Below are 23,039 nucleotides of genomic sequence, written 5' to 3'. Positions count from 1 at the left end.
GACCGGAATATGGCCGACTGTCCTCAGCGTCCTCGCTGTGTGTGTTGCCTACGAGCACCACAAGGGCCCCGCAGGTCTTTCAAAGGAACCTCAACCCACCGAAGTGAGCCGGGGTTGTCAATCTGGCGTTGACTTTTGGCACGCTGTTGAGTTCTCAAGGTGCGGTCGCTTCCTTTGTTCCCGTTTCCGGGCCCTCCGGGCGCTTCCTTCGTTTCCGACTCTATCAGATCTTTTCGACCCGATTTCCTCGGTGCTTTCCGGTTCCGGCGGCGTTTCCGTCGCTTTTCCCTTTCGGCGGTTTCAGACTCTATCAGGTTTCCCCGGTCTGAATTCCCACCCCCTCAGGACCGGTTCGGGCACAGGTGTGTGCCCGGGTCTTTCTGGGGTGAGGCCGTAAACGTACTGGAGCGGGGCCCCCGGATGCAAATCCGGTTGCCCCGCTCCGGTGCGGAGGCGTACGAGGGCGTCAGACCTCGACCACGACCGGGAGGATCATCGGGCGGCGGCGGTAGCCGTCGGAGACCCATTTGCCCAGCGTGCGGCGGATGAGCTGCTGCAGCTGGTGGGGTTCGACGACGCCGTCGGCGGCCTGCTTGGCGATCGCCTCCTCGATCTTCGGGACGACGGCCGCGAAGGCCGAGTCCTCGATGCCGGAGCCGCGGGCGTGGATGTTCGGGCCGCCCACGACCTTGCCGGTGGTGCTGTCCACCACGACGAAGACCGAGATGATGCCCTCGTCGCCGAGGATGCGGCGGTCCTTCAGCGAGGACTCCGTGACGTCGCCGACCGAGAGGCCGTCGACGTACACGTAGCCGGCCTGGACCTTGCCGGTGATCCGGGCCCGGCCGTCGATCAGGTCGACGACCACGCCGTCCTCGGCGATGACGATGTGGTCCTTCGGGACACCCGTCATCGCGCCGAGCTCGGCGTTGGCGCGCAGGTGGCGCCACTCTCCGTGGACCGGCATCAGGTTGCGCGGCTTGCAGATGTTGTAGAAGTACAGCAGCTCGCCGGCCGAGGCGTGGCCCGAGACGTGGACCTTGGCGTTGCCCTTGTGGACGACGTTGGCGCCCCAGCGGGTCAGGCCGTTGATCACGCGGTAGACCGCGTTCTCGTTGCCCGGGATCAGGGACGAAGCCAGGATCACGGTGTCGCCCTGGACGATCCGGATCTGGTGGTCGCGGTTGGCCATCCGGGAGAGGGCGGCCATCGGTTCGCCCTGGGAGCCGGTGCAGACCAGTACGACCTCGTGGTCCGGCAGGTCGTCCAGCGTCCTGACGTCCACGACCAGTCCGGCCGGGACCCGCAGGTAGCCCAGGTCACGGGCGATGCCCATGTTCCGGACCATGGAGCGGCCGACGAAGGCGACCCGGCGGCCGTACTCGTGGGCGGCGTCCAGGACCTGCTGGATGCGGTGGACGTGGCTGGCGAACGAAGCAACGATGATCCGCTTCTGGGCGCCCGCGAAGACTCCGCGGATCACGTTGGAGATGTCGCGCTCGGGCGGGACGAAGCCCGGGACCTCGGCGTTCGTGGAGTCCGAGAGGAGGAGGTCGATGCCCTCCTCGCTCAGGCGCGCGAACGCGTGCAGGTCGGTCAGCCGGTTGTCCATCGGGAGCTGGTCCATCTTGAAGTCGCCGGTGGCGACGACCAGGCCCGCGGGCGTGCGGATGGCCACCGCGAGGGCGTCCGGGATGGAGTGGTTCACCGCGATGAACTCGCAGTCGAAGGGGCCGAGGTTCTCCCGGTCGCCCTCCTTCACCTCAAGGGTGTACGGACGGATGCGGTGCTCCTGGAGCTTCGCCTCGATGAGGGCGAGCGTCAGCTTGGAGCCGATCAGCGGGATGTCCGCCTTCTCCCGGAGGAGGTAGGGGACGGCGCCGATGTGGTCCTCGTGGCCGTGCGTGAGGACGATGCCCTCGATGTCGTCGAGGCGGTCCCGGATGGACGAGAAGTCCGGCAGGATCAGGTCGATGCCGGGCTGCTCCTCCTCGGGGAAGAGGACGCCGCAGTCGACGATCAGCAGACGGCCGTCGAACTCGAAGACGGTCATGTTCCGGCCGATCTCGCCGAGGCCACCGAGCGGGGTGACGCGCAGGCCGCCCTTGGGCAGCTTCGGCGGGGGGCCGAGTTCCGGATGCGGATGGCTCAAAAGTCTCTCCTCACCACGCGCGCCACGTACCCCTGAGGCACGTGGCGCGCATGACATTCGTGCACTTGCTGTGTGTGTTTGTGGTTATTCAGTTGTGAAGTCCGTGGTCAGAGCTCTACCCCGCCGGCGGCGAGGTCGAGCTTGAGCTGCGCGGTCTCCTCGTCCGTGAGCCCGATCATCGGCAGCCGGAGGGGGCCGCCGGGCAGGCCCTGGAGGGCGAGGGCGGCCTTGGTGGTCATGACGCCCTGGGTGCGGAACATGCCCGTGAAGACCGGGAGCAGCTTCTGGTGGATCTCCGTGGCCTTCTGCACGTCGCCGCTGGTGTGGGCGTCGAGCATGGCGCGCAGGTCGGGGGCCACGACGTGGCCGACGACCGAGACGAAGCCGACGGCGCCGACGGAGAGCAGGGGGAGGTTGAGCATGTCGTCGCCGGAGTACCAGGCGAGGCCGCTGCGGGCGATCGCCCAGCTGGCGCGGCCGAGGTCGCCCTTGGCGTCCTTGTTGGCCACGATGCGCGGGTGCTCGGCCAGGCGGACGAGCGTCTCGGTGTTGATCGGGACGCCGCTGCGGCCGGGGATGTCGTAGAGCATCACGGGCAGCTCGGTGGCGTCGGCGATCGCCGTGAAGTGCCGGACCAGGCCCTCCTGCGGGGGCTTGTTGTAGTACGGCGTGACGGCGAGCAGGCCGTGGGCGCCGGTGGCGGCGGCCTCGCGGGCCAGCTCGATGCTGTGGTGGGTGTCGTTGGTTCCGATTCCGGCCACGACGTGGGCCCGGTCTCCGACGGCCTCCAGTACGGCTCGTACGAGGTCCTTTTTCTCCGCGTCGGTGGTGGTGGGCGACTCGCCGGTGGTGCCGTTGATGATCAGGCCGTCGTTGCCGGCGTCCACGAGGTGGGTGGCGAGGCGCTGGGCGCCGTCGAGGTCGAGCGCGCCGTCAGCCGTGAAGGGCGTGACCATGGCGGTGAGGACCCGGCCGAAGGGGGTCTGCGGAGTGGAGATCGGAGCCATGGGTAACACGCTACTCGCTGCTCTGCCCGCGGTGTCCCCTTGGGGGGACGTGTGAACCTACCGGCCTTGGCCGGGGGTGTTTGGAGCCCGGCACTGCCTGCTCGGGGGTTCAAGCAGTGCCGGGTCCGTTTGATCAGCCTAGATGAACTTCACGAAACGTCGCAATACGGACACTTCGGCGGAGGCTCCGTACATCCGTGCGCTAGGGCGCCACGCGTCCGTTCTTGTTGAACGCGGCGTACGTGAGGGGCATGAGCTTCGCCCAGTGCTCCTCCATCTTCTCGCCGACCATCTCGATCTCCCGCTGCGGGAAGGACGGCACCGCGGCCAGCTCGTGCTGGGTCCGCAGGCCGAGGAAGTGCATCAGCGAGCGGGCGTTGCAGGTGGCGTACATCGAGGAGTACAGGCCCACCGGGAGCACCGAGCGGGCCACCTCGCGGGCGACGCCGGCGCGGAGCATCTCCTGGTACGACTCGTACGCCTGGCGGTACGTGTCCTCCATGACGCGGCCGGTCAGCTCGTGCTGCGCCTGGGTGCCCTCGACGAAGACGTACTTGCCCGGGCGGCCCTCCTGGACCAGCTTGCGGGACTCGTCCGGGACGTAGAAGACCGGCTGGAGCTCCCTGTAGCGGCCGGATTCCTCGTTGTACGACCAGCCGACCCGGTGCCGCATGAACTCGCGGAACACGAAGATCGGGGCGCTGATGAAGAAGGTCATCGAGTTGTGCTCGAAGGGGCTGCCGTGGCGGTCCCGCATGAGGTAGTTGATGAGCCCCTTGGAGCGCTCGGGGTCCTTCTGGAGCTCGTCCAGGGACTGCTCACCGGCCGTCGACACACGGGCGGCCCACAGCACGTCGGAGTCGGTCGCGGCGTGCTTGACCAGCTCCACGGTGACTTCGCTGCGGAAGCTGGGCTTCAGGTCGGCTTCGGGGGTCTCGCTCACCGGCGGGGGTCCTTCCATTCGCATCGCACGGGCGGCGCCCACTCTACGGCGCCGCGCCGACAACACCGCACAGCCGACCCAGGGGCACGAACTTCGGCGAATTCGCCGAAACAGGGCACCCATCCGGCCCGTCGCGCGTCTGACATCACAACAGCACCACGCACCGTCTGCCCCCGTGACCCATCGGGTCCCCGCTTCGAGGAGGCGCCCCACATGTTCCGCCGGCGCGAGTCCGTCCCGTTCGCCTTCGTCGCCGAGGCCGACCGATTCCGCAGTAACGTCACTCCCCCGCCGCGCGAGAGTCTGAGCAAGACTCAGATCGCCGCCCGTAGTCTGGTCGGGCTCACGGTGGTGGCCGGACTCGTCGGCTCGCTGCTCTTCGGCATGCCGGCGCTGCAGCCCCAGAAGCCCGGCGCGGCGCCGCAGTCCGCGGCCTCCGAGGGGCGCTGACACCATCCGGACCCCCTGGGGTGGAAGGCCGACCGCGGGCTGGATAGCCTCACCGGCACAGCCCAACCGAATGTGCATGTGAGTGAGGACCAGCCGTGCCCCTGCCCTTCCTGACGGCGGACAGCGCATTCGACGCGCACGAAGACACCCAGCTTCCGCTGCCCCACGAGGACCACGACCGCTGGCGGCGGCCCTACCGGCCCGGCCCCTGGCGCGTGGCCTTCGGAGCGGTGCTGCTGCTCATCGGCTCGTTCATGCTGCTCGCGACGATGACGGTCGCCTTCGTGGGCGAGGCCGTCGGCGCACTGATCTGCCTGGGAGCCGCCTCGCTGGTGATCGGCTCCGCGCTGCGGCTGCTGCGGGCCGGCGTCTGGGTGAGCCGCGCCGGGCTGCGCCGGGTGTCGTTCCTCGGCACCCGCACGGTCGCCTGGCAGGACCTGGGCGAGGTGCGCACGGTGCAGCAGCCGGTCCGCTGGCTGGGTCTGCCGCGTACCGTGCAGGGCCAGGCGCTGACTGCCTCGACGCGGTCCGGCGGTGAGCTGCCGGTGCTGCTGACCGACCACAACGCCGATTTCCTGTCCCGCACCGAGGCCTTCGACCGGGCCGCCGACGCCGTGGAGGCGTGGGCGGCCGAGTACCGGCCGGCCGGGGCGGCGTAACCGCCCCGAGAACCCACCGGAAGCCCGTACGCACCTCAGGCGCGTACGGGCTTTCCGTCGTGCAACGCGATGGCCCGCTGCATCGCCTTGCGCGCCCGGGGGGTGTCCCGGGCGTCGTGGTAGGCGACGGCGAGGCGGAACCAGCTGCGCCAGTCGTCCGGGGCGTCCTCGGTCTCGGCCTTGCGGCGCGCGAAGACCTCGTCGGCCGAATCGCGCAGGATCCGGCCGTACTGGTCACGGGCCAGCTCGTCGACGGGCAGGCCGCCCTCGGCCTCCAGCTCGGCCGCGAGGCCGTTGGCCCGGTTGACGAACTGGGTGTTCTTCCACAGGAACCAGATGCCGATGACCGGCAGGATCAGCACGGCCACACCGAAGGTGACGGTGAGGGCGGTGCCCTGCCGGATCAGCATCAGGCCCCGGCTGCCGGCCAGGACGAAGTAGACGACCAGGACGGCGGCCGTGATGAAGTACGTGATCTTCGCGCGCATGGTGGGCCTAGAGGTCGAGGAAGTTTTCCAGGCCGAAGGTGAGGCCCGGGGTGTCCACCACGCGGCGCGCGCCGAGCAGGATGCCCGGCATGAAGCTGCTGTGGTGCAGGGAGTCGTGACGGATGGTCAGGGTCTCGCCCTCGCCGCCGAGCAGTACCTCCTGGTGGGCCAGCAGGCCCCGCAGGCGGACCGCGTGCACCGGGACGCCGTCGACGTCCGCGCCACGGGCGCCGTCGAGCGCCGTGGCGGTGGCGTCGGGCTGCGGGGCGCAGCCGGCCTCGGCGCGGGCCGCGGCGATCAGCTGGGCGGTGCGGGTGGCCGTGCCGGAGGGGGCGTCGACCTTGTTGGGGTGGTGCAGCTCGACGACCTCGACCGATTCGAAGTAGCGGGCGGCCTGGGCCGCGAACTTCATGGTGAGGACGGCGCCGATGGAGAAGTTCGGCGCGATGAGCACTCCGGTCTCCGGGGAGGCGGCGAGCCAGGTGTTCAGCTGCGCGAGGCGGTCCTCGTTCCACCCGGTGGTGCCGACGACGGCGTGGATGCCGTGACGGACGCAGTAGTCGAGGTTCTCCATCACCGAGGCGGGGGTGGTCAGCTCGACGACGACCTGGGCGCCGGCCTCGGCCAGCGTGTCCAGACCGTCGCCGCGGCCGAGCGCCGCGACCAGTTCCATGTCCTCGGCGGCCTCGACCGCCCGTACGGCCTCGGAGCCGATCCGGCCCTTGGCACCGAGGACCGCCACGCGCAGCTTGCTCATTGCTCTTCCTTCTACGAGGTACGGAGTGCGAGGGGATTTCTGCGGGAGGTGCTGCGGGGGAGGTCTCCCCCGCGTTGCTCACGCGACCGCTTCGTCCAGCCGGGCGGCCTGCTTCTCCTTGAGCGGGCCGATGACCGAGAGCGAGGGGCGCTGGGCCAGGACGTCCCGGGCCACCTCGCGGACGTCGTCCGGGGTGACGGCGGCGATGCTGGTGAGCATGTCGTCGACCGACATCTGGGTCCCCCAGCAGAGCTCGCTCTTGCCGATGCGGTTCATCAGGGCGCCGGTGTCCTCCAGGCCGAGGACGGTGGAGCCGGAGAGCTGGCCGATGGCGCGGCCGATCTCCTCGTCCGTGAGCCCCTCGGAGGCGACCTTGTCGAGCTCGTCGCGGCAGATCCGCAGCACGTCGTGCACCTGGTTGGGGCGGCAGCCCGCGTACACGCCGAAGAGGCCGCAGTCGGCGAAGCCGGACGTGTACGAGTACACGCTGTAGGCCAGGCCGCGCTTCTCCCGGACCTCCTGGAAGAGGCGGGAGGACATGCCGCCGCCGAGGGCGGTGTTCAGCACGCCCAGGGCCCAGCGGCGCTCATCGGTGCGGGCCAGGCCCGGCATGCCGAGGACCACGTGGGCCTGCTCGGTGCGGCGGCCGAGCAGCTCGACCTTGCCGGCGGTGCGGACGCGGCGCTCGCCGGCGCGCGGGCCGATGGGCTCGGCGTCGGTGCGGGTGAGGGCGCCGGCCTTCTCGAAGGCGGCGCGGACCTGGCGTACCACCTTGGCGTGGTCGACGTTGCCCGCGGCGGCGACGACCAGGTGGGTGGGGTCGTAGTGCTTCTTGTAGAAGCGGGCGATCTGGTCGCGGCCGAGCGCGTTGATCGTGTCGACCGTGCCGAGGACGGGACGGCCCAGCGGGCTGTCGCCGAGCATGGTGTGGGCGAACAGGTCGTGCACCATGTCGCCCGGGTCGTCCTCGGTCATCGCGATCTCTTCGAGGATGACGCCGCGCTCCGCGTCGACGTCGGATTCGAGGATCAGCGAGCCGGTGAGCATGTCGCAGACGACGTCGATCGCCAGCGGCAGGTCGGTGTCGAGCACCCGTGCGTAGTAGCAGGTGTACTCCTTCGCCGTGAAGGCGTTCATCTCGCCGCCGACCGCGTCGATGGCGGAGGAGATGTCGAGGGCGGACCGCTTGGCGGTGCCCTTGAAGAGGAGGTGCTCCAGGTAGTGGGTGGCGCCGTTGAGGGTGGGCGTCTCGTCACGGGAGCCCACGTGGGCCCAGATGCCGAAGGTCGCCGACCGGACCGAGGGGAGGGTCTCGGTCACGACGCGCAGGCCGCCGGGGAGGGTGGTGCGCCGGACGGTGCCGATGCCGTTCTCGCCCTTGAGCAGGGTTTGGGTACGGGCGACGGCCCGCCCCTCCGAAGAGGTGCGGGCCGTCACACGGGAACTACGCGACGTCACTTGTCGGAGTCGTCCTTGTCAGCCTCGGCGCCCGCGGCGGAGCCGCCGGTGGACTCGGTCTCGCCCTCGATCACGGGGATCAGGGAGAGCTTGCCGCGCTGGTCGATCTCGGCGATCTCGACCTGGACCTTGGAGCCGACCGCGAGCACGTCCTCGACGTTCTCCACGCGCTTGCCACCGGCGAGCTTGCGGATCTGCGAGATGTGCAGCAGGCCGTCCTTGCCCGGGAGCAGGGAGACGAAGGCACCGAAGGTGGTGGTCTTGACGACCGTACCCAGGTAGCGCTCGCCGACCTCCGGCATGGTCGGGTTGGCGATGCTGTTGATCGTGGCGCGGGCGGCCTCGGCGGCCGGGCCGTCGGAGGCACCGATGTAGATGGTGCCGTCGTCCTCGATCGTGATCTCGGCGCCGGTGTCCTCCTGGATCTGGTTGATCATCTTGCCCTTGGGGCCGATGACCTCACCGATCTTGTCCACCGGGATCTTGACGGTGATGATCCGCGGGGCGAACGGGGACATCGCGTCCGGCGTGTCGATCGCTTCCATCATCACGTCGAGGATGTGGAGGCGGGCGTCGCGGGCCTGCTTGAGGGCCGCGGCCAGGACGGAGGCCGGGATGCCGTCCAGCTTGGTGTCGAGCTGGAGGGCGGTGACGAACTCCTTGGTGCCGGCGACCTTGAAGTCCATGTCACCGAAGGCGTCCTCCGCACCGAGGATGTCGGTGAGGGCGACGTAGTGCGTCTGGCCGTCGATCTCCTGGGAGATCAGGCCCATGGCGATGCCGGCGACGGGGGCCTTGAGGGGCACACCGGCGTTCAGCAGCGACATGGTGGAGGCGCAGACGGAGCCCATGGAGGTGGAGCCGTTGGAGCCGAGGGCCTCGGACACCTGACGGATCGCGTAGGGGAACTCCTCGCGGGTCGGGAGGACCGGCACGATGGCGCGCTCGGCGAGCGCGCCGTGGCCGATCTCGCGGCGCTTCGGGGAGCCGACGCGGCCGGTCTCGCCGACGGAGTACGGCGGGAAGTTGTAGTTGTGCATGTAGCGCTTGCGGGTCACCGGGGAGAGGGTGTCCAGCTGCTGCTCCATGCGGAGCATGTTGAGGGTGGTGACGCCCAGGATCTGGGTCTCGCCACGCTCGAACAGCGCCGAGCCGTGCACGCGCGGGATGGCCTCGACCTCGGCGGCGAGGGTACGGATGTCCGTGATCCCGCGGCCGTCGATGCGGACCTTGTCCTTGATGACGCGCTCGCGGACCAGGGCCTTGGTCAGGCTGCGGTAGGCGGCGGAGATCTCCTTCTCGCGGCCCTCGAAGGCCGGGAGGAGCTTCTCGGCGGCGAGCTCCTTGACGCGGTCGAGCTCGGCCTCGCGCTCCTGCTTGCCCGCGATGGTCAGCGCCTGGGCGAGCTCGCCCTTGACCGCGGCGGCCAGCGCCTCGTACACGTCGTCCTGGTAGTCCAGGAAGACCGGGAACTCGCCGGTGGGCTTGGCGGCCTTGGCGGCGAGGTCGGCCTGGGCCTTGCAGAGGACCTTGATGAACGGCTTCGCGGCCTCGAGGCCCGCGGCGACGATCTCCTCGGTCGGCGCCTCGGCGCCGCCCTTGACGAGCTGGATGGTCTTCTCGGTGGCCTCGGCCTCGACCATCATGATCGCGACGTCGCCGTCCTCGAGGGTGCGGCCCGCGACGACCATGTCGAAGACGGCGTCCTCGAGCTCGGTGTGCGTCGGGAAGGCGACCCACTGGCCCTTGATCAGCGCGACGCGGACGCCGCCGATCGGGCCGGAGAAGGGCAGGCCGGCCAGCTGGGTGGACGCGGACGCGGCGTTGATCGCGACGACGTCGTACAGGTGGTCCGGGTTGAGCGCCATGACCGTGGCGACGACCTGGATCTCGTTGCGCAGGCCCTTCTTGAAGGACGGGCGCAGCGGGCGGTCGATCAGGCGGCAGGTGAGGACGGCGTCCTCGGAGGGGCGGCCCTCACGGCGGAAGAAGGAGCCGGGGATCTTGCCCGCGGCGTACATGCGCTCCTCGACGTCCACCGTCAGGGGGAAGAAGTCGAGCTGGTCCTTGGGCTTCTTCGACGCGGTGGTCGCGGAGAGGACCATCGTGTCGTCGTCCAGGTACGCGACGGCGGAGCCGGCGGCCTGGCGGGCCAGGCGGCCCGTCTCGAAGCGGATGGTGCGGGTGCCGAAGGAGCCGTTGTCGATGACGGCCTCGGCGTAGTGGGTCTCGTTCTCCACTAGCGTTTTCTCCATTTTCGTCGTCTCCGTCCTCCACCCGTGTGGCGGGGGACGGTTCTGGAGAAGCGCTCCTGGGTGCGGGCCGGTCTTCGATCGAAGCACCCGGTACGGGGCCCCGCGGGCTCTCCGGATGCCACTACCGAGGACCGGCGTGCGTGTGGAGGGCGCTCCTCCTCTTCAGTTGTCCGTGTTGCGACCAGACTACAAAGCGTCCGGTACGTCCCGCACGTACAGCAAAGGGAGCGGTCCCCTAAGAGTGGGAACCGCTCCCTTCACAGCGTCTTACTTGGCGCCGGCGGCACCGCGGCGGATGCCGAGACGGTCGACCAGCGTACGGAAGCGCTGGATGTCCTTCTTGGCCAGGTACTGCAGCAGGCGGCGGCGCTGGCCGACCAGGATCAGCAGACCACGGCGGGAGTGGTGGTCGTGCTTGTGGGCCTTCAGGTGCTCGGTGAGGTCCGAGATGCGGCGCGAGAGCATCGCGACCTGGACCTCGGGGGAGCCGGTGTCGCCCTCCTTGGTACCGAACTCGGCGATGATCTGCTTCTTCGTGGCGGTGTCGAGCGACACGTGCACTCCTCTGTGATGTCTGAGATTGCCGCCGAGTGCCCCAGGTCTACATCTCTGGGGAGCTTCCGTGACTCGGGAGGCGGGGTCCGCCGGGCGCTGCTCCCGGAAATCCGGGAACGCGTACACAGACGGCCGTCACACAGCGTACCAGGCGTGCGCCCGGACGGTCTCAGCTGGTGAGCGAGCGGGCCCGGGAGTACACGTCCAGGACTGCCAGGCACAGCGGTACCAGGCTGAGCAGCACCGCCGCCTCGGTGAGGTCGAGCAGGCGCCCCCAGAAGGGTGACAGACCCTTGCGGGGGATGACCAGCGAAATTCCGGTGAGCAGGGCCGCGCCGGCGGCGACGCAGGCCGAGAGCCAGATGGTGCGGAGGTCCAGGGGGCCCCGGTCGCCGTACTGGACCAGCTCGCGGAGCAGGTCGTACGGGGGGTTCAGGGCCATGCCGAGGATCAGCAGGGCGACGGCGGCGAGGCCGGCGGCCAGGGCGCAGGCGACCTGGGAGGTGTAGCGGAAGAGGCGGGCGCGCAGGAGCATCGCGAGGCCGGCGGCCAGGGCGAGGAGCTTGCCCCAGGTGTTGTCGGAGAAGCCGAGGATGGCGGCGGAGCCGACGACCACGGCGGCGGAGCCCGCGACGAGGCCCAGCAGCATCTCGTGGCCGCGGCGGGCCTGGGCGGCGATGCGCTCGGCGTCGACCGGGGTGGTCTCGGCGCGGTCGGCATGGTCGTCGGCGTCGGGCGCGTCGTAGGCGTCGGCGGCGCTGCGCGGGGCGGCGTACCCGATGGGCAGCCGGGCGAAGCGGGCGGAGAGGCCCGGGAGGAACGCGACCAGGCCGATGGCGACCGGGGCGCAGACGGCGGCGGTGTCGGTGGCGGAGGCCTCGGTGAGGATGGCGGCGAAGGTGGCGAGGGTGCCGGTGGCGGCCAGGAAGGTGGCCGCGACGAAGGGGGCGTCGCCGCTGGGGGTGAGCGCGACCAGCGCGACCGAGGCGGTCAGCACGCAGACGCAGCCGAGCAGGAACTGGAGGCGGCCGGGGCCGTCGCCCGCGGCCGGGGCGATGATCCCGGACCCGGCGATGAGCAGGTGGGGCAGGGCGCCGAGGCCGAGGGCGACGGCGGAGCCGCGGTCGTCGTAGACGCGGGCGCGGACGCCGGCGCAGGCGGTCAGCAGGATGCCGGCGGCGCCCGCGATGATGCCGGGCAGGCCGTGCATGTCGTGGCGGACCGGGTCGGCGTACCAGAGCACGAAGCCCAGGAGGACGAGCAGCAGGACGGCTCCGGCGAGGCCGGCACCGCGCAGCATGTCGTCGCTCCAGCGGTGCCGGTCGCGGACGACGGCGGAGGCGACGGCGTCGGAGACGTCGTCGAAGACCGCCGGGGGCAGCGACTCGGCGAAGGGCCGCAGGCTGAGCAGCTCGCCGTCGAGCACCTGCTGGGCGGCGAGGGTGCGGGCGCCGTCGAGGACGGTGCCGTCGCGGCGGACCAGGTGGTAGCCGGCCGGTGAGCCGGCGGGCTGGGTCTGGCCGGTCAGCCGGAGGAGCTCCGGGTAGACGTCGGCGACGGCGATGTCCTCGGGGAGCGCTACGTCGATGCGGCTGTCCGGAGCCACGACGGTGACCCTGCAGAAACCCGTCGATGCGGCCGTACTCACCTGGTTGACCCCCTGATTCGCGGTTGCGCACGCTGCGCCGGTGGTGCGCGGCGCCACCCTACCGGGCGGTGGTCGGACGGTCGGCAAGTAGGATCACCGGCTGCGGCGGGATCCCCCTGGAGCCCGCGCGCAAGGAGGGCCATGGGGGCGCCGGATGACGTCCCGTCCGTTTTCAAGGGATTGATGCTCCGGTGAGCCAGATCGTCGTCAAACGCCCGCCGCGGTCCCTGCCGCCCGAGGTCCCGTCGGACGAGCTGAGGCTGGAGGCTCCACCGGAACTCCCGCGCGGGCAGCAGGAAGGCATGCTGATGCAGCTCCTGCCGATGCTCGGCATGGGCTCGTCGGTGGTGTTCTTCTTCATGCCGAACGCGCACCCCTTCATGCGCATCATGGGCGTGCTGATGCTGGTGTCCACGGGCGCGATGGTGGTGGCCCAGATCGTCCGCTACCGGCGCGGTGCGCAGGGGCAAATGGCGGACGTGCGGCGGGACTACCTCAAGTACCTGGCGCAGGCGCGCCGGCAGGTGCGGCGTACGGCGCGGGCGCAGCGCGACGCGCAGCTGTACCTGCACCCGGCACCGGAGCAGCTGTGGTCGGTGGTGGCCGAGGGCTCGCGGGTGTGGGAACGCCGGGTGGGCGACGGGGACTTCGGGCAGGCCCGGCTGGGGCTGGGCGCGCAGCGGCTGGCCACTCCGCTGGTGGCGCCGGAGACGGCGCCGGTCGACGAGCTGGAGCCGCTGACCGCGGGTGCGATGCAGCGGTTCCTCGCGGTGCACGCGTACCTGGACGGGCTGCCGGTGGCGGTGTCGATGCGGGCGTTCTACCACGTGACGGTGTCCGGGGAGCCGGAGTCGGTGCGGGGTGCGGCGCGTTCGCTGGTGGCCCAGCTGGTGACGCTGCACTCCCCCGAGGACCTGATGGTGGCCGTGGTGGCGGCGCCGGGGGCGGTGCCGGCCTGGGACTGGGTGAAGTGGCTGCCGCACACGCAGGTGCCGGGTCAGGTGGACGGTGCGGGCACGAAGCGGCTGTTCGGGGACGACGTCACGGAGCTGGAGGGGCTGCTGGCCTCGCGGCTGGACGGCCGGCCGCGGTTCAGCCGGGACGTGCAGCCGGTGCTGGACCAGCCGCACGTGGTGGTGGTGCTGGACGGCGCGACGGTGCCGCCGGACTCGGTGTTCGCGGCGGCCGAGGGGCTGCAGGGCGTGACCATCGTCGAGGTGGTGCCGGGCGAGCTGGACGAGTTGCGGGGCGGGCTGTCCGTACAGGTGCGGCCGGGCCGGCTGCGGCTGGAGTCGGGCGCGGGTGTCGCGTACGAGGGCGTGCCGGACGTGCTGTCGCTGCCCGCGGCGGAGGCGCTGGCGCGGCAGCTGGCGCCGCTGCGCACGGGCGGCGGCGACGAGGACGAGCCGCTGCTGGCGAACCTGGACTTCACCGACCTGCTGAACCTGGGCGACGCCGCGTCGATCGACGTGGCCCGCACCTGGCGGCCGCGGTCGGCGGGTGAGCGGCTGCGCGTGCCGATCGGGGTGGGCGAGGACGGCGCGCCGGTGATGCTGGACCTCAAGGAGGCGGCGCAGGAGGGCATGGGTCCGCACGGGCTGTGCGTGGGCGCGACGGGTTCCGGCAAGTCGGAGCTGCTGCGGACGCTGGTGCTGGGTCTGGCGGTGACGCACACGTCGGAGACGCTGAACTTCGTCCTGGCGGACTTCAAGGGCGGTGCGACGTTCACGGGGATGTCGCAGATGCCGCACGTGGCGGCGGTCATCACGAACCTGGCGGACGACCTGACGCTGGTCGACCGGATGGGCGACTCGATCCGCGGCGAGCTGCAGCGGCGCCAGGAGCTGCTGCGTTCGGCGGGCAACTACGCGAACATCCACGACTACGAGAAGGCGCGCGCCGCGGGTGCCCCGCTGGAGCCGCTGGCCTCGCTGGTCCTGGTCATCGACGAGTTCAGCGAGCTGCTGACGGCGAAGCCCGACTTCATCGACATGTTCATCCAGATCGGCCGGATCGGCCGGTCGCTGGGCGTCCACCTGCTGCTGGCCTCGCAGCGCCTGGAGGAGGGCAAGCTGCGCGGTCTGGACACGTACCTGTCGTACCGGATCGGTCTGCGGACGTTCTCCGCGGCGGAGTCCCGGACGGCGATCGGCGTGCCGGACGCGTACCACCTGCCGTCGGTGCCGGGTTCCGGCTACCTGAAGTTCGGCACGGACGAGATGACGCGCTTCAAGGCGGCGTACGTGTCGGGCACGTACCGCTCGGGCGGCCGTGAGCTGTCGGTCGGGCAGTTCCCGGTGGAGCGGCGGCCCGCGGTGTTCACGGCCGCTCCGGTGCCGGTGGTGTACGCGGCGCCGGACCCGGCGTACCTGGCGGCGGCCTCCCGGCGGGAGGACGACGCGCTGGCGGACACCGTGCTGGACGTGATCGTGGCGCGGCTGGAGGGGCAGGGCGTGCCGGCGCACCAGGTGTGGCTGCCGCCGCTGGACGACGCGCCGCCGCTGGACCAGCTGCTGCCGGTGCTGGCGGGCTCGGCGGAGCGCGGGCTGCACGCGGAGGGGTACACGCGGCCGGGTGGTCTCGTCGTACCGCTGGGTCTGATCGACAAGCCGTTCGAGCAGCGGCGCGAGGTGCTGTACCGGGACTTCTCGGGGGCGGCCGGCCACCTGCTGGTGGTGGGCGGCCCGCAGTCGGGCAAGTCGACGCTGCTGCGGACGCTGGTGTCGGCCTTCGCGGTCACGCACACGCCGCGCGAGGTGCAGTTCTACGGGCTGGACTTCGGCGGTGGCGGCCTCGCGGCGGTGCAGGACCTGCCGCACGTGGGCGGGGTGGCCTCGCGCCTGGACCCGGAGCGGGTGCGGCGCACGGTCGCCGAGGTGGCCGGCGTGCTGAACCGGCGGGAGGAGTTCTTCCGGGCCAACGCGGTGGACTCGATGGCGACCTACCGGCGCCGCCGGGCGGCCGGTGAGCTGCCGGGCGAGGTGTTCGGCGACGTGTTCCTGCTGGTCGACGGCTGGGGCGCGTTCCGCAACGACTACGAGCACCTGGAGCCGGTGGTCGCGGACATCGCGGCGCGCGGTCTGGGCTACGGCATCCACGTGGTGCTGACGGCGTCCCGCTACATGGAGGTGCGGGCGGCGCTGAAGGACCAGATCCTGGGCCGGCTGGAGCTGCGCCTGGGTGACGTCATGGACTCGGAGTTCGACCGCAAGGTCGCGGCGAACGTGCCGCAGGGCGCGCCGGGCCGGGGCCAGGTACCGGAGAAGCTGCACTTCATGGCGGCGCTGCCGCGGACCGACGGGCGGACCGGCGCGGACTCGCTGCCGGAGGCGACGGCCGCGTTCGTGGAGTCGGTACGCACTTCCTGGGCCGGTCCGGCGGCGCCCGCGGTGCGGCTGCTGCCGCGCAAGCTGCCGGCGGACCAGCTGCCGAAGGGCTTCGAGTTCCCGCAGCACGGCATCGCGATCGGCATCGACGAGACGGACCTGGAGCCGGTGTTCGTCGACTTCGAGACCGACCCGTTCTTCCTGGTGTTCGGTGAGAGCGAGTCGGGCAAGACGGCGCTGCTGCGGCTGATCGCGAAGCAGATCGCCGAGCGGTACACGCCGGACCAGGCACGGATCGTGGTGGGCGACTACCGGCGGACCCTGCTGGAGGCGGTGCCGGAGGGGCACCTGCTGGAGTACGCGCCGATGGCGTCGTCCATGCAGATGCACATGGAGGCGGTGGCCACGGTGATGGCCAAGCGGGCGCCGAAGGCCGACATCACGCCGCAGCAGCTGCGCGACCGCAGCTGGTGGTCGGGCCCGCAGCTGTTCGTGGTCGTGGACGACTACGAGCTGGTCTCGTCCGGCACCGGGAACCCGATGGCCGGGCTGGTGGAGCACCTGCCGTTCGCTCGGGACGTGGGCATCCGCTTCATCGTCGCGCGGAGCTCCGCGGGTGCCTCGCGGGCCGCGTACGAGCCGTTCATCCAGCGGGTGAAGGAGCTGGGCGCGCAGGGCGTGGTCCTGTCCGGCGACCGGAACGAGGGCGACATCCTCGGCGGTGTCCGGGCCCGCCCGCTGCCTCCGGGCCGGGGCACCTTCATCTCCCGCAAGCGCGGCAACTCCCTGGTGCAGCTGGGCTGGCTGCCGGACCGGTGAGCCGCGCGGGCCGCGCCCCGGGTGCCGGGGCGCGGCTGGTCGCGTACCGCTGACGCGGCCGGCGGGGCGGAAGTACGATGCCGGACGAGGCTGTTCGTACTACCCGCTCCGCCGAAGGGAACCGCGCCGATGGCCGACGCACGTGAGAAAGACGAGCTGTACGCCCTGGACATCTCGGGGGTGGAATGGCTCAGCGCGCCCGGGACGGAGGAGCACGAGGAGCGGGTCGAGATCGCGCACCTGCCGGGCGGGGCCGTGGCGATGCGGTCCTCGCTCGACCCGGAGACCGTGCTGCGGTACACGGAGGCCGAGTGGCGCGCGTTCGTACTCGGGGCCCGGGACGGGGAGTTCGACCTCAGGCGGCCGTGAGCCGCGGCCCGGGTACCGTCCGGGCACACGAGAGGGGCACGCGCCCGGTGCGCGTGCCCCTCTCGTGTGTGCGGGGCCCGGGGCCCGGCGCGGGTCAGATCATGCGGAAGCGCGCCGCGTTGCCCTTGTCGGTGTCCTGGTAGCCCACGAGGGAGCTGTCGAGCAGGTTGGCGATGTTGCCGAGCTTGGCGTTCATGCCCGCCATCTCGGTCGAGACGACCTGCTGGATCTCCAGGTACGAGGTCTTCGCCTCACCCTCCCAGGACTCGGCGACGGTGCGGACCTGGGCCATGAGGGCGTCCAGCTCCTCCGTCAGCTTGTGGCTGGTGGTGCGGACGTCACCGGCGGCGGTGGCGACGGTGTCGTAGTTGACTGCGAAGGACATGTCGGTCTTCTCCCGTTGGAATGCGGTGGTGGCGGCTGCGGATCTGCGGCGCGGATCACATGTCGAGGATGGCGCTGCGGCCGCCGCCCGCCCCCTGGTCCGCGTTCACCTTGCGGATGTCCGCGATGCGCTGCTGCTCCTCGGCCGTGAAGCCCTTGACGCTCATCCGCATGGCGTCCTCGAGCTCGATGAGCTTGGCCTTGATCTTGTTGAGGTGCTCGTTCACACCCCGCTGGAGGGAGTCGTACTCCTGGCTCGCGGCGCCCTGCCACCCCGCCTGGATCCGGTCGACGACGTCGTTGAGCCGGCCGATCCGGGTCGAGAGCTCCGTGTGGTAGCTGAAGATCTCGTCGGCAAGCTTTTGCTTCTTGACGTCGTCGACTGCGAGGTTCATCGCCATGGTCAGTGCTCTCCCGTCATCACACTTGTGAAGTCGCCTGCCACTTTAGCCACTTCATACGACAGGCCCAACAAACACCCCTGACGCCCCGCACGGGGGCTTCGGTTCCCCGTCTGCAAAGGCGCGCAGGGGAGTTCAGGCTCCGCCGGCGGTGGTCCGCCGCCGTTTGCGGCGCAGGTCGCGCAGGACCGTCGCGCCGCCCGCGATCACGGCGATCAGCACGCCGCCGATGCCCAGGGCGTAGGTGGCGTAGCGCTCGTCGCGCTCCTGCGCGGTCTCGGCCGTGGAGAGGTGCGCGGCGTCGGGGGCGACGGCCGGGGGCGGGCCGGGGTCCGGGGTGGGTGCCTCCTTGGGCACCTGGTCCTCGGTGAGGGCGCGCACCGGGTCCACCACGCCCCAGCCGACGAAGTTGTCGTGCCCGTTCACGGAGCGCTCCGCGGTCTGCTCGATCTGCGCGATGACCTGGCGCGGGGTCCAGGTGGGGTGCTTGGCCACGAGGAGGGCGGCGACGCCGGCGACGTACGGGGCGCTGAAGCTGGTGCCGTTGTCGACGCACTGGCCGTTGCCGGGGACGGTGGAGACGATGTCGACGCCGGGTGCGGCCACGCCGACGAAGGCGCCTGACTGGGAGAAGGCGGCGCGCTCGTTGTTGCGGTCGGAGGCGGCGACGGCCAGCACGCCGTCGAAGGCGGCCGGGTAGGTCTTCTTCTGGTCGCCGTCGAGCCCGTCGTTGCCCGCCGAGGCGACGATCAGGACGTTCTTGTCGACGGCCCGCTTCACGGCCTGCGCGAGCGCGGAGGCGGGCGGCAGCGGCTTGTCGGTGTCCTGGGAGATGTTGATGATCCGGGCGCCCTTGGCGACGGCGTGGTCGATGGCGTCGGCCATGGTGGCCGCGTTGCCGCTGTTGCGGTCGTCGTTCTGCCGGATCGGGATGATGGTGGCCTCGGGGGCCAGGCCGACGAACCCGGTGCCTTCGCGGGGGCGGGCGGCGATCAGTCCGGCGACCTTGGTGCCGTGGCCCACCTCGTCGTCCGTGCCGTCCTTGCCCTTGTCGAGGAAGTCCCGGCCGGCGGCCGTGTCGAGGGCGTCGCGGAGCTGGGGGTTGACCCGGTCGACGCCGGTGTCGATGACGGCGACGCGGACGCCCTTGCCCCGGGTGTCCTGCCAGAGTTCGTCGAGCAGGACGCGCTGCAGGGCCCAGGGGCGGCCGGCGATCTGCTTCTTCATGGGGAAGCTGCACTCGCCGGCCCCGTCGAGGGCGGGGCGGGGGGTGGCGACGGGTGCGGTGGCCGGGGCCCCGGAGGGAGCGGCCGCGGCGGGTGCGGCCTTGGGTACGGCCGTGGGCGCGGCCGGTACGGCGGCCTGCGCGGCCGGTGCCGCGGTGAGGACGGCCGGTGCCGCGGTGAGCGCGAGGGCGGCCGCCGCCGACGCGGCGTGCCGGGAGGTCGTACGGATCACGGCGGCCTCCCTACGAACCCTGCGGCTGGCGCGCGCTGTTGGTGTCCAGGCGCGGGCCCTTCGAGAGGAACTCCGACCAGGCCATGGGCACCAGGACCGGTACGACCTTCTCGTAGCCGAGCCGGATCTGCGCCTGGCTGGGCTCCGGGCGGCCGTCCTCGTCCTTGCCCTTGTTCTCGCCCGCGCCGATCTCCGAGAGGTCCGCGTCGCTGTCGCCGTTCGCCTGCATCGCGTAGCGCAGTCCGGTGTCGGTGAGCAGGAACAGTGAGCCGTCGGGACGCGACTGGGTGCCCCGGACCTGGGTGTACAGCAGCCCGGTACCGGGCGTGACGTACGTGCTGGTGCCGGTGGCGGTGATGTCCACCGGGAAGCCGGTGCCCGCCCAGGTGCTGAGGGTGGGCCGGCCCTTGGAGTCGACCTCGCGCAGCACGTTGCACACCGTGTCGCGCAGCTCGGAGCGGGAGGTGCCCGAACCCGCGGCGGCCTTCGTACGGTTGACCTGCTCGGCCTTGCGCTGCGGCCAGCGGGCGTCGCCGGCGAAGGCGGAGCGGCCCGGGTCGATGGACTGGAGGTCGACGTCGCGGGCCCGGCCGGCCATGTCGAGGCGGTCGGTGGCCGGGGAGTTGATGAGCAGCCAGGCGGTGAACTCCGAGACCGGCGACACCTTGCCGGGCAGCACCACGTAGTGCTGCGGGCCCGAGCCGGTCTGGGCGCGGAGCACCATGCCGACGCGGTTGTCGGCGGTGGCGAGGCCGGAGACCTTCGCGTCCTCGCCCGGCCGGCCGGGCAGGGCGGGGAACTCGACGGGCGTGCCGGAGCGCAGGGTGTCCAGCCACTCGGCGGTGACCTGCTGGGGGCGGCCGTCGCCGACCAGGGCGCGCGTGAGGGTCTCGCGGTCCTCCTTGGGACCGCCTATGGCGTACCGGATGCCGGCCGCGTCGACCAGGTAGCGGGCCTTGTCGGGCCCCTGCACGTAGAGGACCTGGCCGTCGGTCAGCCGCCGGGGCCCCTCGGTGAGGCCGGCCTCGCGGTCGGCGAGGACGAAGGCTGCGGTCTGCGTGCCGTGGCCGTTGCCACCGGGCTGCTGGCAGACCGCCCAGCGCTTGGCCGTGCCCGCGTCCTTGGCGGTGGGCAGCCGGTCGGGGGCGTACGGGATGCCGAGGATCGGCCCGCGGGGCGGCTTGCCGGCGTCGAGGATCTCGTCGCTGACCTGGATGACCTCGAACTGCTGGGGCGTCAGCAGCAGGCGCGCGGAAGCGAGGTTGAGCACCGGGTGCAGCAGGGTCTTCCGGTGCTTGCCACTGCCGGTGGTGAGCACCACGTACCGGGTGGTGGAGTCCTTGCCGACTATGACCCTGGTGCCCGGGGTGTCCCAGCCCTTGGGCGCGTTGGGCTTGAACATGCCCCAGGCGCCGAACCCGGCGAGGACCAGCGCGCCGACGACCATGCCCGGCACGATCGCGCGCAGCGGGCGCGGGGCGCCCTCCTCGGTCCCGGTGGCCGAGGGCTGGAGGAACGCGGCCACCGTCCGCCTCTTCGCAAAGGTGTACGCGTTGAGCTCGTCCCGCCGTGATGCCATGACCGCTCGCTTCTCCCCGCTTCTCCCGGCACGGCCCGCTCGGCGGGCCCGCTCCCCGGGCCTGGACTGCCGGACCGGCCCCCTACTATGCCTGTTGATCGACGGCGCCCGGGTGGCGGGTAGGGTGAGGCCGCCGCCCCGTCCCTTCCGTACCGGGGCGGTCAGGTTTCATTGGGGCGGATTGGGTGATTCCGGAGCGCGCGGCTCTCACCCGGGGAGGGGCGCGAGAGATGGCCACCGCGACGGAACCACGGGCCGCGGGCACGGAGCAGCGCGTCGCCGAAGCCGGGTCGGCTCGGGGCGCGGTGACGCCGCGTCCGAAGTCGACTCCGGGGCGCTTCGGCCCGTTCCGATTGCAACAGGTCGTGCTGCTGGAGGTCGCCGCGGCGCTGCTGGTGGTGGCCTGGGTGGTCGACCCGATGCTGCTCGTGCCGGCCGGTGTGGTCGCGGCCGCGCTGCTGCTGCTCGCCCTGGTGCGCCGTCACCAGCGGTCGCTGCCGGAGTGGCTGGGGACCGCGATGGCGCTGCGCGCCCGGCGGCGCAGGGCGGCCTCGTTCACGGTGCCCGCGGGGACCGAGCCGGGGCTGGCGCCGGTGGTGGAGGCCGATCCGGCCCTGCGCACGTACACGTTCAGCGACCGGGACCGGCGGCCGGTGGGCATCATCGGCGACGGAACCTTCCTGACCGCCGTGGTGCAGGTCGACCTGGAGGCCACCGCGCTGCGCCCGGACCGCTCGGCGAGGCCGCTGCCGCTCGGCATCGTCCGGGACGTGCTGGAGACCGACGGCATCCGTCTGGAGTCGGCGCAGCTGGTGCAGCACACGCAGCCCGCACCCGCGCCGCACCTGCCCCAGCAGTCGATGGCCGCCCGCAACTACGCGCCGCTGCAGGCGCAGACGGGCACCCCGGCGGTCCGGCTCACCTGGATCGCCCTCAAGCTCGACCCCGAGCTGTGCCCCGAGGCGGTCGCCGCGCGCGGCGGCGGGCTCGCGGGGGCGCAGCGGTGCGTCGTACGCGCCGTGGACCAGCTGGCCAGCCGGCTGACGGGTGCCGGGTTCCGCGCGACGGTGCTGACGGAGCAGGAGCTGACGGCCGCGCTGGCGACGTCGACCTGTGCCAACCCGATGGCCATCACCCAGGCCGGGCGTTCCGGGACGCCGGGCCGGCGTACGGAGGAGAGCCCGCGCAGCTGGCGCTGCGACGACCGCCGGCACACCACGTACTGGGTGTCGCGCTGGCCCCAGCTCGGCGGCGGCGCCGCGCCGCTGCCGCAGTTCGTGGCGCTGCTGACGTCGGTCCCGGCGCTGGCGACGAACTTCAGCCTGACGCTGGCCGCGAGCGAGCGGCAGGAGGTGACGGTGACCGGCCACGTGCGCATCACCGGACGCAGTGACGAGGAACTGGTGGCCGCCCGGCGGGAGCTGGAGCGGATCGCCCGCGGGGTGAAGACCGCGCTGGTACGGCTCGACCGCGAGCAGCTGCCGGGTGTACTGGCCTCGCTGCCGCTGGGAGGTGCGCGCTGATGGGCCGCGGTCTTCGGCAGCGGGTGGGGTACGGGCTGGTGGGACCCCGCCGGGAGCGGCACGCGGTGTCGTTCGAGGAACTGGACGCGCTGGCGGTGCCCGTGGCTGACGACGGCGTCGTCATCGGGGTGGATTCCGGCGGCCGGCCCGCGGTGCTCGGGCTGAACCGCCCGACGCCGTACGACGTCACGCTGGTGGGCGGTCTGTGGACGGCTCAGGTGCTGGCGCTGCGGGCGGCCGCGACCGGAGCACGGGTCGCCGTGGAGACCGGGCGCGCGGCCGTGTGGACGGCGCTGGCCCAGTCCGCGGGCGGCGGCCAGCCGTGCGTGACGCTGCACGACGTGGGCCGGGTGCCGCCGCAGGGCGCGTCCGCGGGCAGCCCCGTGCTGGTGGTGCGCGACTGCGGGATGCGGCCGCCGCGCGGGCGCGTGGTGGCCGGGCCCTGGCAGTCGGTGCTGACGCTGCTGCCCTACCTGAGCCCGGCCGCGGCGCGACTGCTGGAGCAGTCGGCGCTGGTGGGCGTCCAGCGGGTGTCCCCCGACGAGGCGGAGCAGGTGGGCCGGCTGATGGGCCTGCCGCGGTCCGCGGTGGACGCGCTGCCGACGCTGGGCGAGGGCGTGACCCTGTGGTGCACCGGGCGGGACCGGCAGTTCGTGATGACGCAGGGCACGGAGGCGGAGACCGGGCTGCTGGGTGCGGCGCGGCGGATCGACTGACGACCGGCCGGCTTGGGGCGCGTGGCCGCGGGTGCCTGCCATGCCGGGGTGTCCGGTGCCGCCCGGTGCCGCCCGGTGCCGCCCGGTGCCGA

19 protein-coding genes are annotated in these 23,039 nt (G+C 71.8%); 6 read left to right on the top strand and 13 right to left on the bottom strand.

Annotated features, from left to right (window positions below; genetic code table 11):
- Positions 1-466: 466 nt before the first annotated feature.
- The 3 genes from ACIQUQ_RS02985 to thyX all read right to left on the bottom strand — a co-directional run bounded on the left by ACIQUQ_RS02985 (position 467) and on the right by thyX (position 4,120).
- Entirely contained in the window at positions 467-2,152 is a 1,686-nt protein-coding gene (locus tag ACIQUQ_RS02985; RefSeq protein ID WP_403970492.1) for a ribonuclease J, read from the bottom strand.
- Between the two features lie 107 nt (positions 2,153-2,259).
- Positions 2,260-3,159, bottom strand: a complete 900-nt coding sequence (dapA, locus tag ACIQUQ_RS02980) for a 4-hydroxy-tetrahydrodipicolinate synthase (protein ID WP_399952624.1) — start codon at positions 3,157-3,159, stop codon at positions 2,260-2,262.
- A 202-nt stretch (positions 3,160-3,361) separates the two neighbouring features.
- Positions 3,362-4,120, bottom strand: a complete 759-nt coding sequence (gene thyX / locus ACIQUQ_RS02975) for an FAD-dependent thymidylate synthase (RefSeq protein ID WP_403970608.1) — start codon at positions 4,118-4,120, stop codon at positions 3,362-3,364.
- Between the two features lie 195 nt (positions 4,121-4,315).
- Between thyX and ACIQUQ_RS02970 the strand changes: the two genes are divergently transcribed.
- A complete protein-coding gene (locus ACIQUQ_RS02970) occupies positions 4,316-4,552 on the top strand; it encodes a hypothetical protein (protein WP_403672899.1) in 237 nt (78 codons plus the stop codon).
- A 95-nt stretch (positions 4,553-4,647) separates the two neighbouring features.
- Positions 4,648-5,211 (top strand): PH domain-containing protein, encoded by a 564-nt coding sequence (locus tag ACIQUQ_RS02965; protein WP_403970489.1) that lies wholly within the window; start codon positions 4,648-4,650, stop codon positions 5,209-5,211.
- Positions 5,212-5,246: 35 nt separating this feature from the next.
- Here ACIQUQ_RS02965 and ACIQUQ_RS02960 read toward each other — a convergent pair whose 3' ends face one another.
- The 6 genes from ACIQUQ_RS02960 to eccD form a co-directional block, all read right to left on the bottom strand.
- Complete coding sequence (locus tag ACIQUQ_RS02960) at positions 5,247-5,699, bottom strand: hypothetical protein (protein ID WP_403970486.1); 453 nt, start codon at positions 5,697-5,699, stop codon at positions 5,247-5,249.
- Positions 5,700-5,706: 7 nt separating this feature from the next.
- Entirely contained in the window at positions 5,707-6,456 is a 750-nt protein-coding gene (gene dapB / locus ACIQUQ_RS02955; protein ID WP_403970483.1) for a 4-hydroxy-tetrahydrodipicolinate reductase, read from the bottom strand.
- A 78-nt stretch (positions 6,457-6,534) separates the two neighbouring features.
- Positions 6,535-7,914: a M16 family metallopeptidase gene (locus tag ACIQUQ_RS02950; RefSeq protein ID WP_403970480.1), complete on the bottom strand. Its 1,380-nt coding sequence runs from the start codon at positions 7,912-7,914 to the stop codon at positions 6,535-6,537.
- A complete protein-coding gene (locus ACIQUQ_RS02945) occupies positions 7,911-10,154 on the bottom strand; it encodes a polyribonucleotide nucleotidyltransferase (protein WP_403970605.1) in 2,244 nt (747 codons plus the stop codon). Before ACIQUQ_RS02945 ends, ACIQUQ_RS02950 begins: the two co-directional genes overlap by 4 nt.
- Before the next feature lie 282 nt (positions 10,155-10,436).
- On the bottom strand, positions 10,437-10,724 hold the full coding sequence (gene rpsO, locus ACIQUQ_RS02940) for a 30S ribosomal protein S15 (protein ID WP_360628148.1): 288 nt from the start codon (positions 10,722-10,724) through the stop codon (positions 10,437-10,439).
- 169 nt (positions 10,725-10,893) lie between these two features.
- The gene (eccD, locus tag ACIQUQ_RS02935) at positions 10,894-12,372 is read right to left on the bottom strand and encodes a type VII secretion integral membrane protein EccD (RefSeq protein ID WP_403970477.1); all 1,479 of its coding nucleotides are present in this window, start codon (positions 12,370-12,372) and stop codon (positions 10,894-10,896) included.
- A gap of 191 nt (positions 12,373-12,563) precedes the next feature.
- On the opposite strand from eccD, the gene eccCa reads away from it, so the two are divergent.
- Together eccCa and ACIQUQ_RS02925 are read left to right on the top strand one after the other, a co-directional pair.
- Positions 12,564-16,517, top strand: a complete 3,954-nt coding sequence (eccCa, locus tag ACIQUQ_RS02930) for a type VII secretion protein EccCa (protein WP_403970474.1) — start codon at positions 12,564-12,566, stop codon at positions 16,515-16,517.
- A 129-nt stretch (positions 16,518-16,646) separates the two neighbouring features.
- Positions 16,647-16,886: a DUF397 domain-containing protein gene (locus ACIQUQ_RS02925; RefSeq protein WP_399952654.1), complete on the top strand. Its 240-nt coding sequence runs from the start codon at positions 16,647-16,649 to the stop codon at positions 16,884-16,886.
- A 94-nt stretch (positions 16,887-16,980) separates the two neighbouring features.
- Here ACIQUQ_RS02925 and ACIQUQ_RS02920 read toward each other — a convergent pair whose 3' ends face one another.
- The 4 genes from ACIQUQ_RS02920 to eccB all read right to left on the bottom strand — a co-directional run bounded on the left by ACIQUQ_RS02920 (position 16,981) and on the right by eccB (position 20,708).
- Positions 16,981-17,271, bottom strand: a complete 291-nt coding sequence (locus ACIQUQ_RS02920) for a WXG100 family type VII secretion target (protein ID WP_403672922.1) — start codon at positions 17,269-17,271, stop codon at positions 16,981-16,983.
- A 55-nt stretch (positions 17,272-17,326) separates the two neighbouring features.
- Positions 17,327-17,671 (bottom strand): WXG100 family type VII secretion target, encoded by a 345-nt coding sequence (locus ACIQUQ_RS02915; protein WP_403970470.1) that lies wholly within the window; start codon positions 17,669-17,671, stop codon positions 17,327-17,329.
- 135 nt (positions 17,672-17,806) lie between these two features.
- Complete coding sequence (gene mycP / locus ACIQUQ_RS02910) at positions 17,807-19,129, bottom strand: type VII secretion-associated serine protease mycosin (RefSeq protein WP_403970467.1); 1,323 nt, start codon at positions 19,127-19,129, stop codon at positions 17,807-17,809.
- 10 nt (positions 19,130-19,139) lie between these two features.
- Positions 19,140-20,708 carry a type VII secretion protein EccB gene (eccB, locus tag ACIQUQ_RS02905; protein ID WP_403970464.1) on the bottom strand — a complete coding sequence of 523 codons (1,569 nt, stop codon included), beginning with the start codon at positions 20,706-20,708 and terminating at the stop codon, positions 19,140-19,142.
- A 230-nt stretch (positions 20,709-20,938) separates the two neighbouring features.
- Here eccB and eccE point away from each other — a divergent pair, with 230 nt between their 5' ends.
- Both eccE and ACIQUQ_RS02895 read left to right on the top strand, forming a co-directional pair.
- Complete coding sequence (gene eccE, locus ACIQUQ_RS02900) at positions 20,939-22,231, top strand: type VII secretion protein EccE (protein WP_403970461.1); 1,293 nt, start codon at positions 20,939-20,941, stop codon at positions 22,229-22,231.
- Positions 22,231-22,947: a hypothetical protein gene (locus tag ACIQUQ_RS02895; protein WP_403672934.1), complete on the top strand. Its 717-nt coding sequence runs from the start codon at positions 22,231-22,233 to the stop codon at positions 22,945-22,947. Before eccE ends, ACIQUQ_RS02895 begins: the two co-directional genes overlap by 1 nt.
- Positions 22,948-23,039 lie beyond the last annotated feature (92 nt).

The organism is Streptomyces sp. NPDC101118 (assembly GCF_044759445.1).
Classification (GTDB): Bacteria; Actinomycetota; Actinomycetes; order Streptomycetales; family Streptomycetaceae; genus Streptomyces.
The sequence above is the reverse complement of the archived record's forward strand: the minus strand, read 5'-3'. Positions and strand labels throughout refer to the sequence as shown.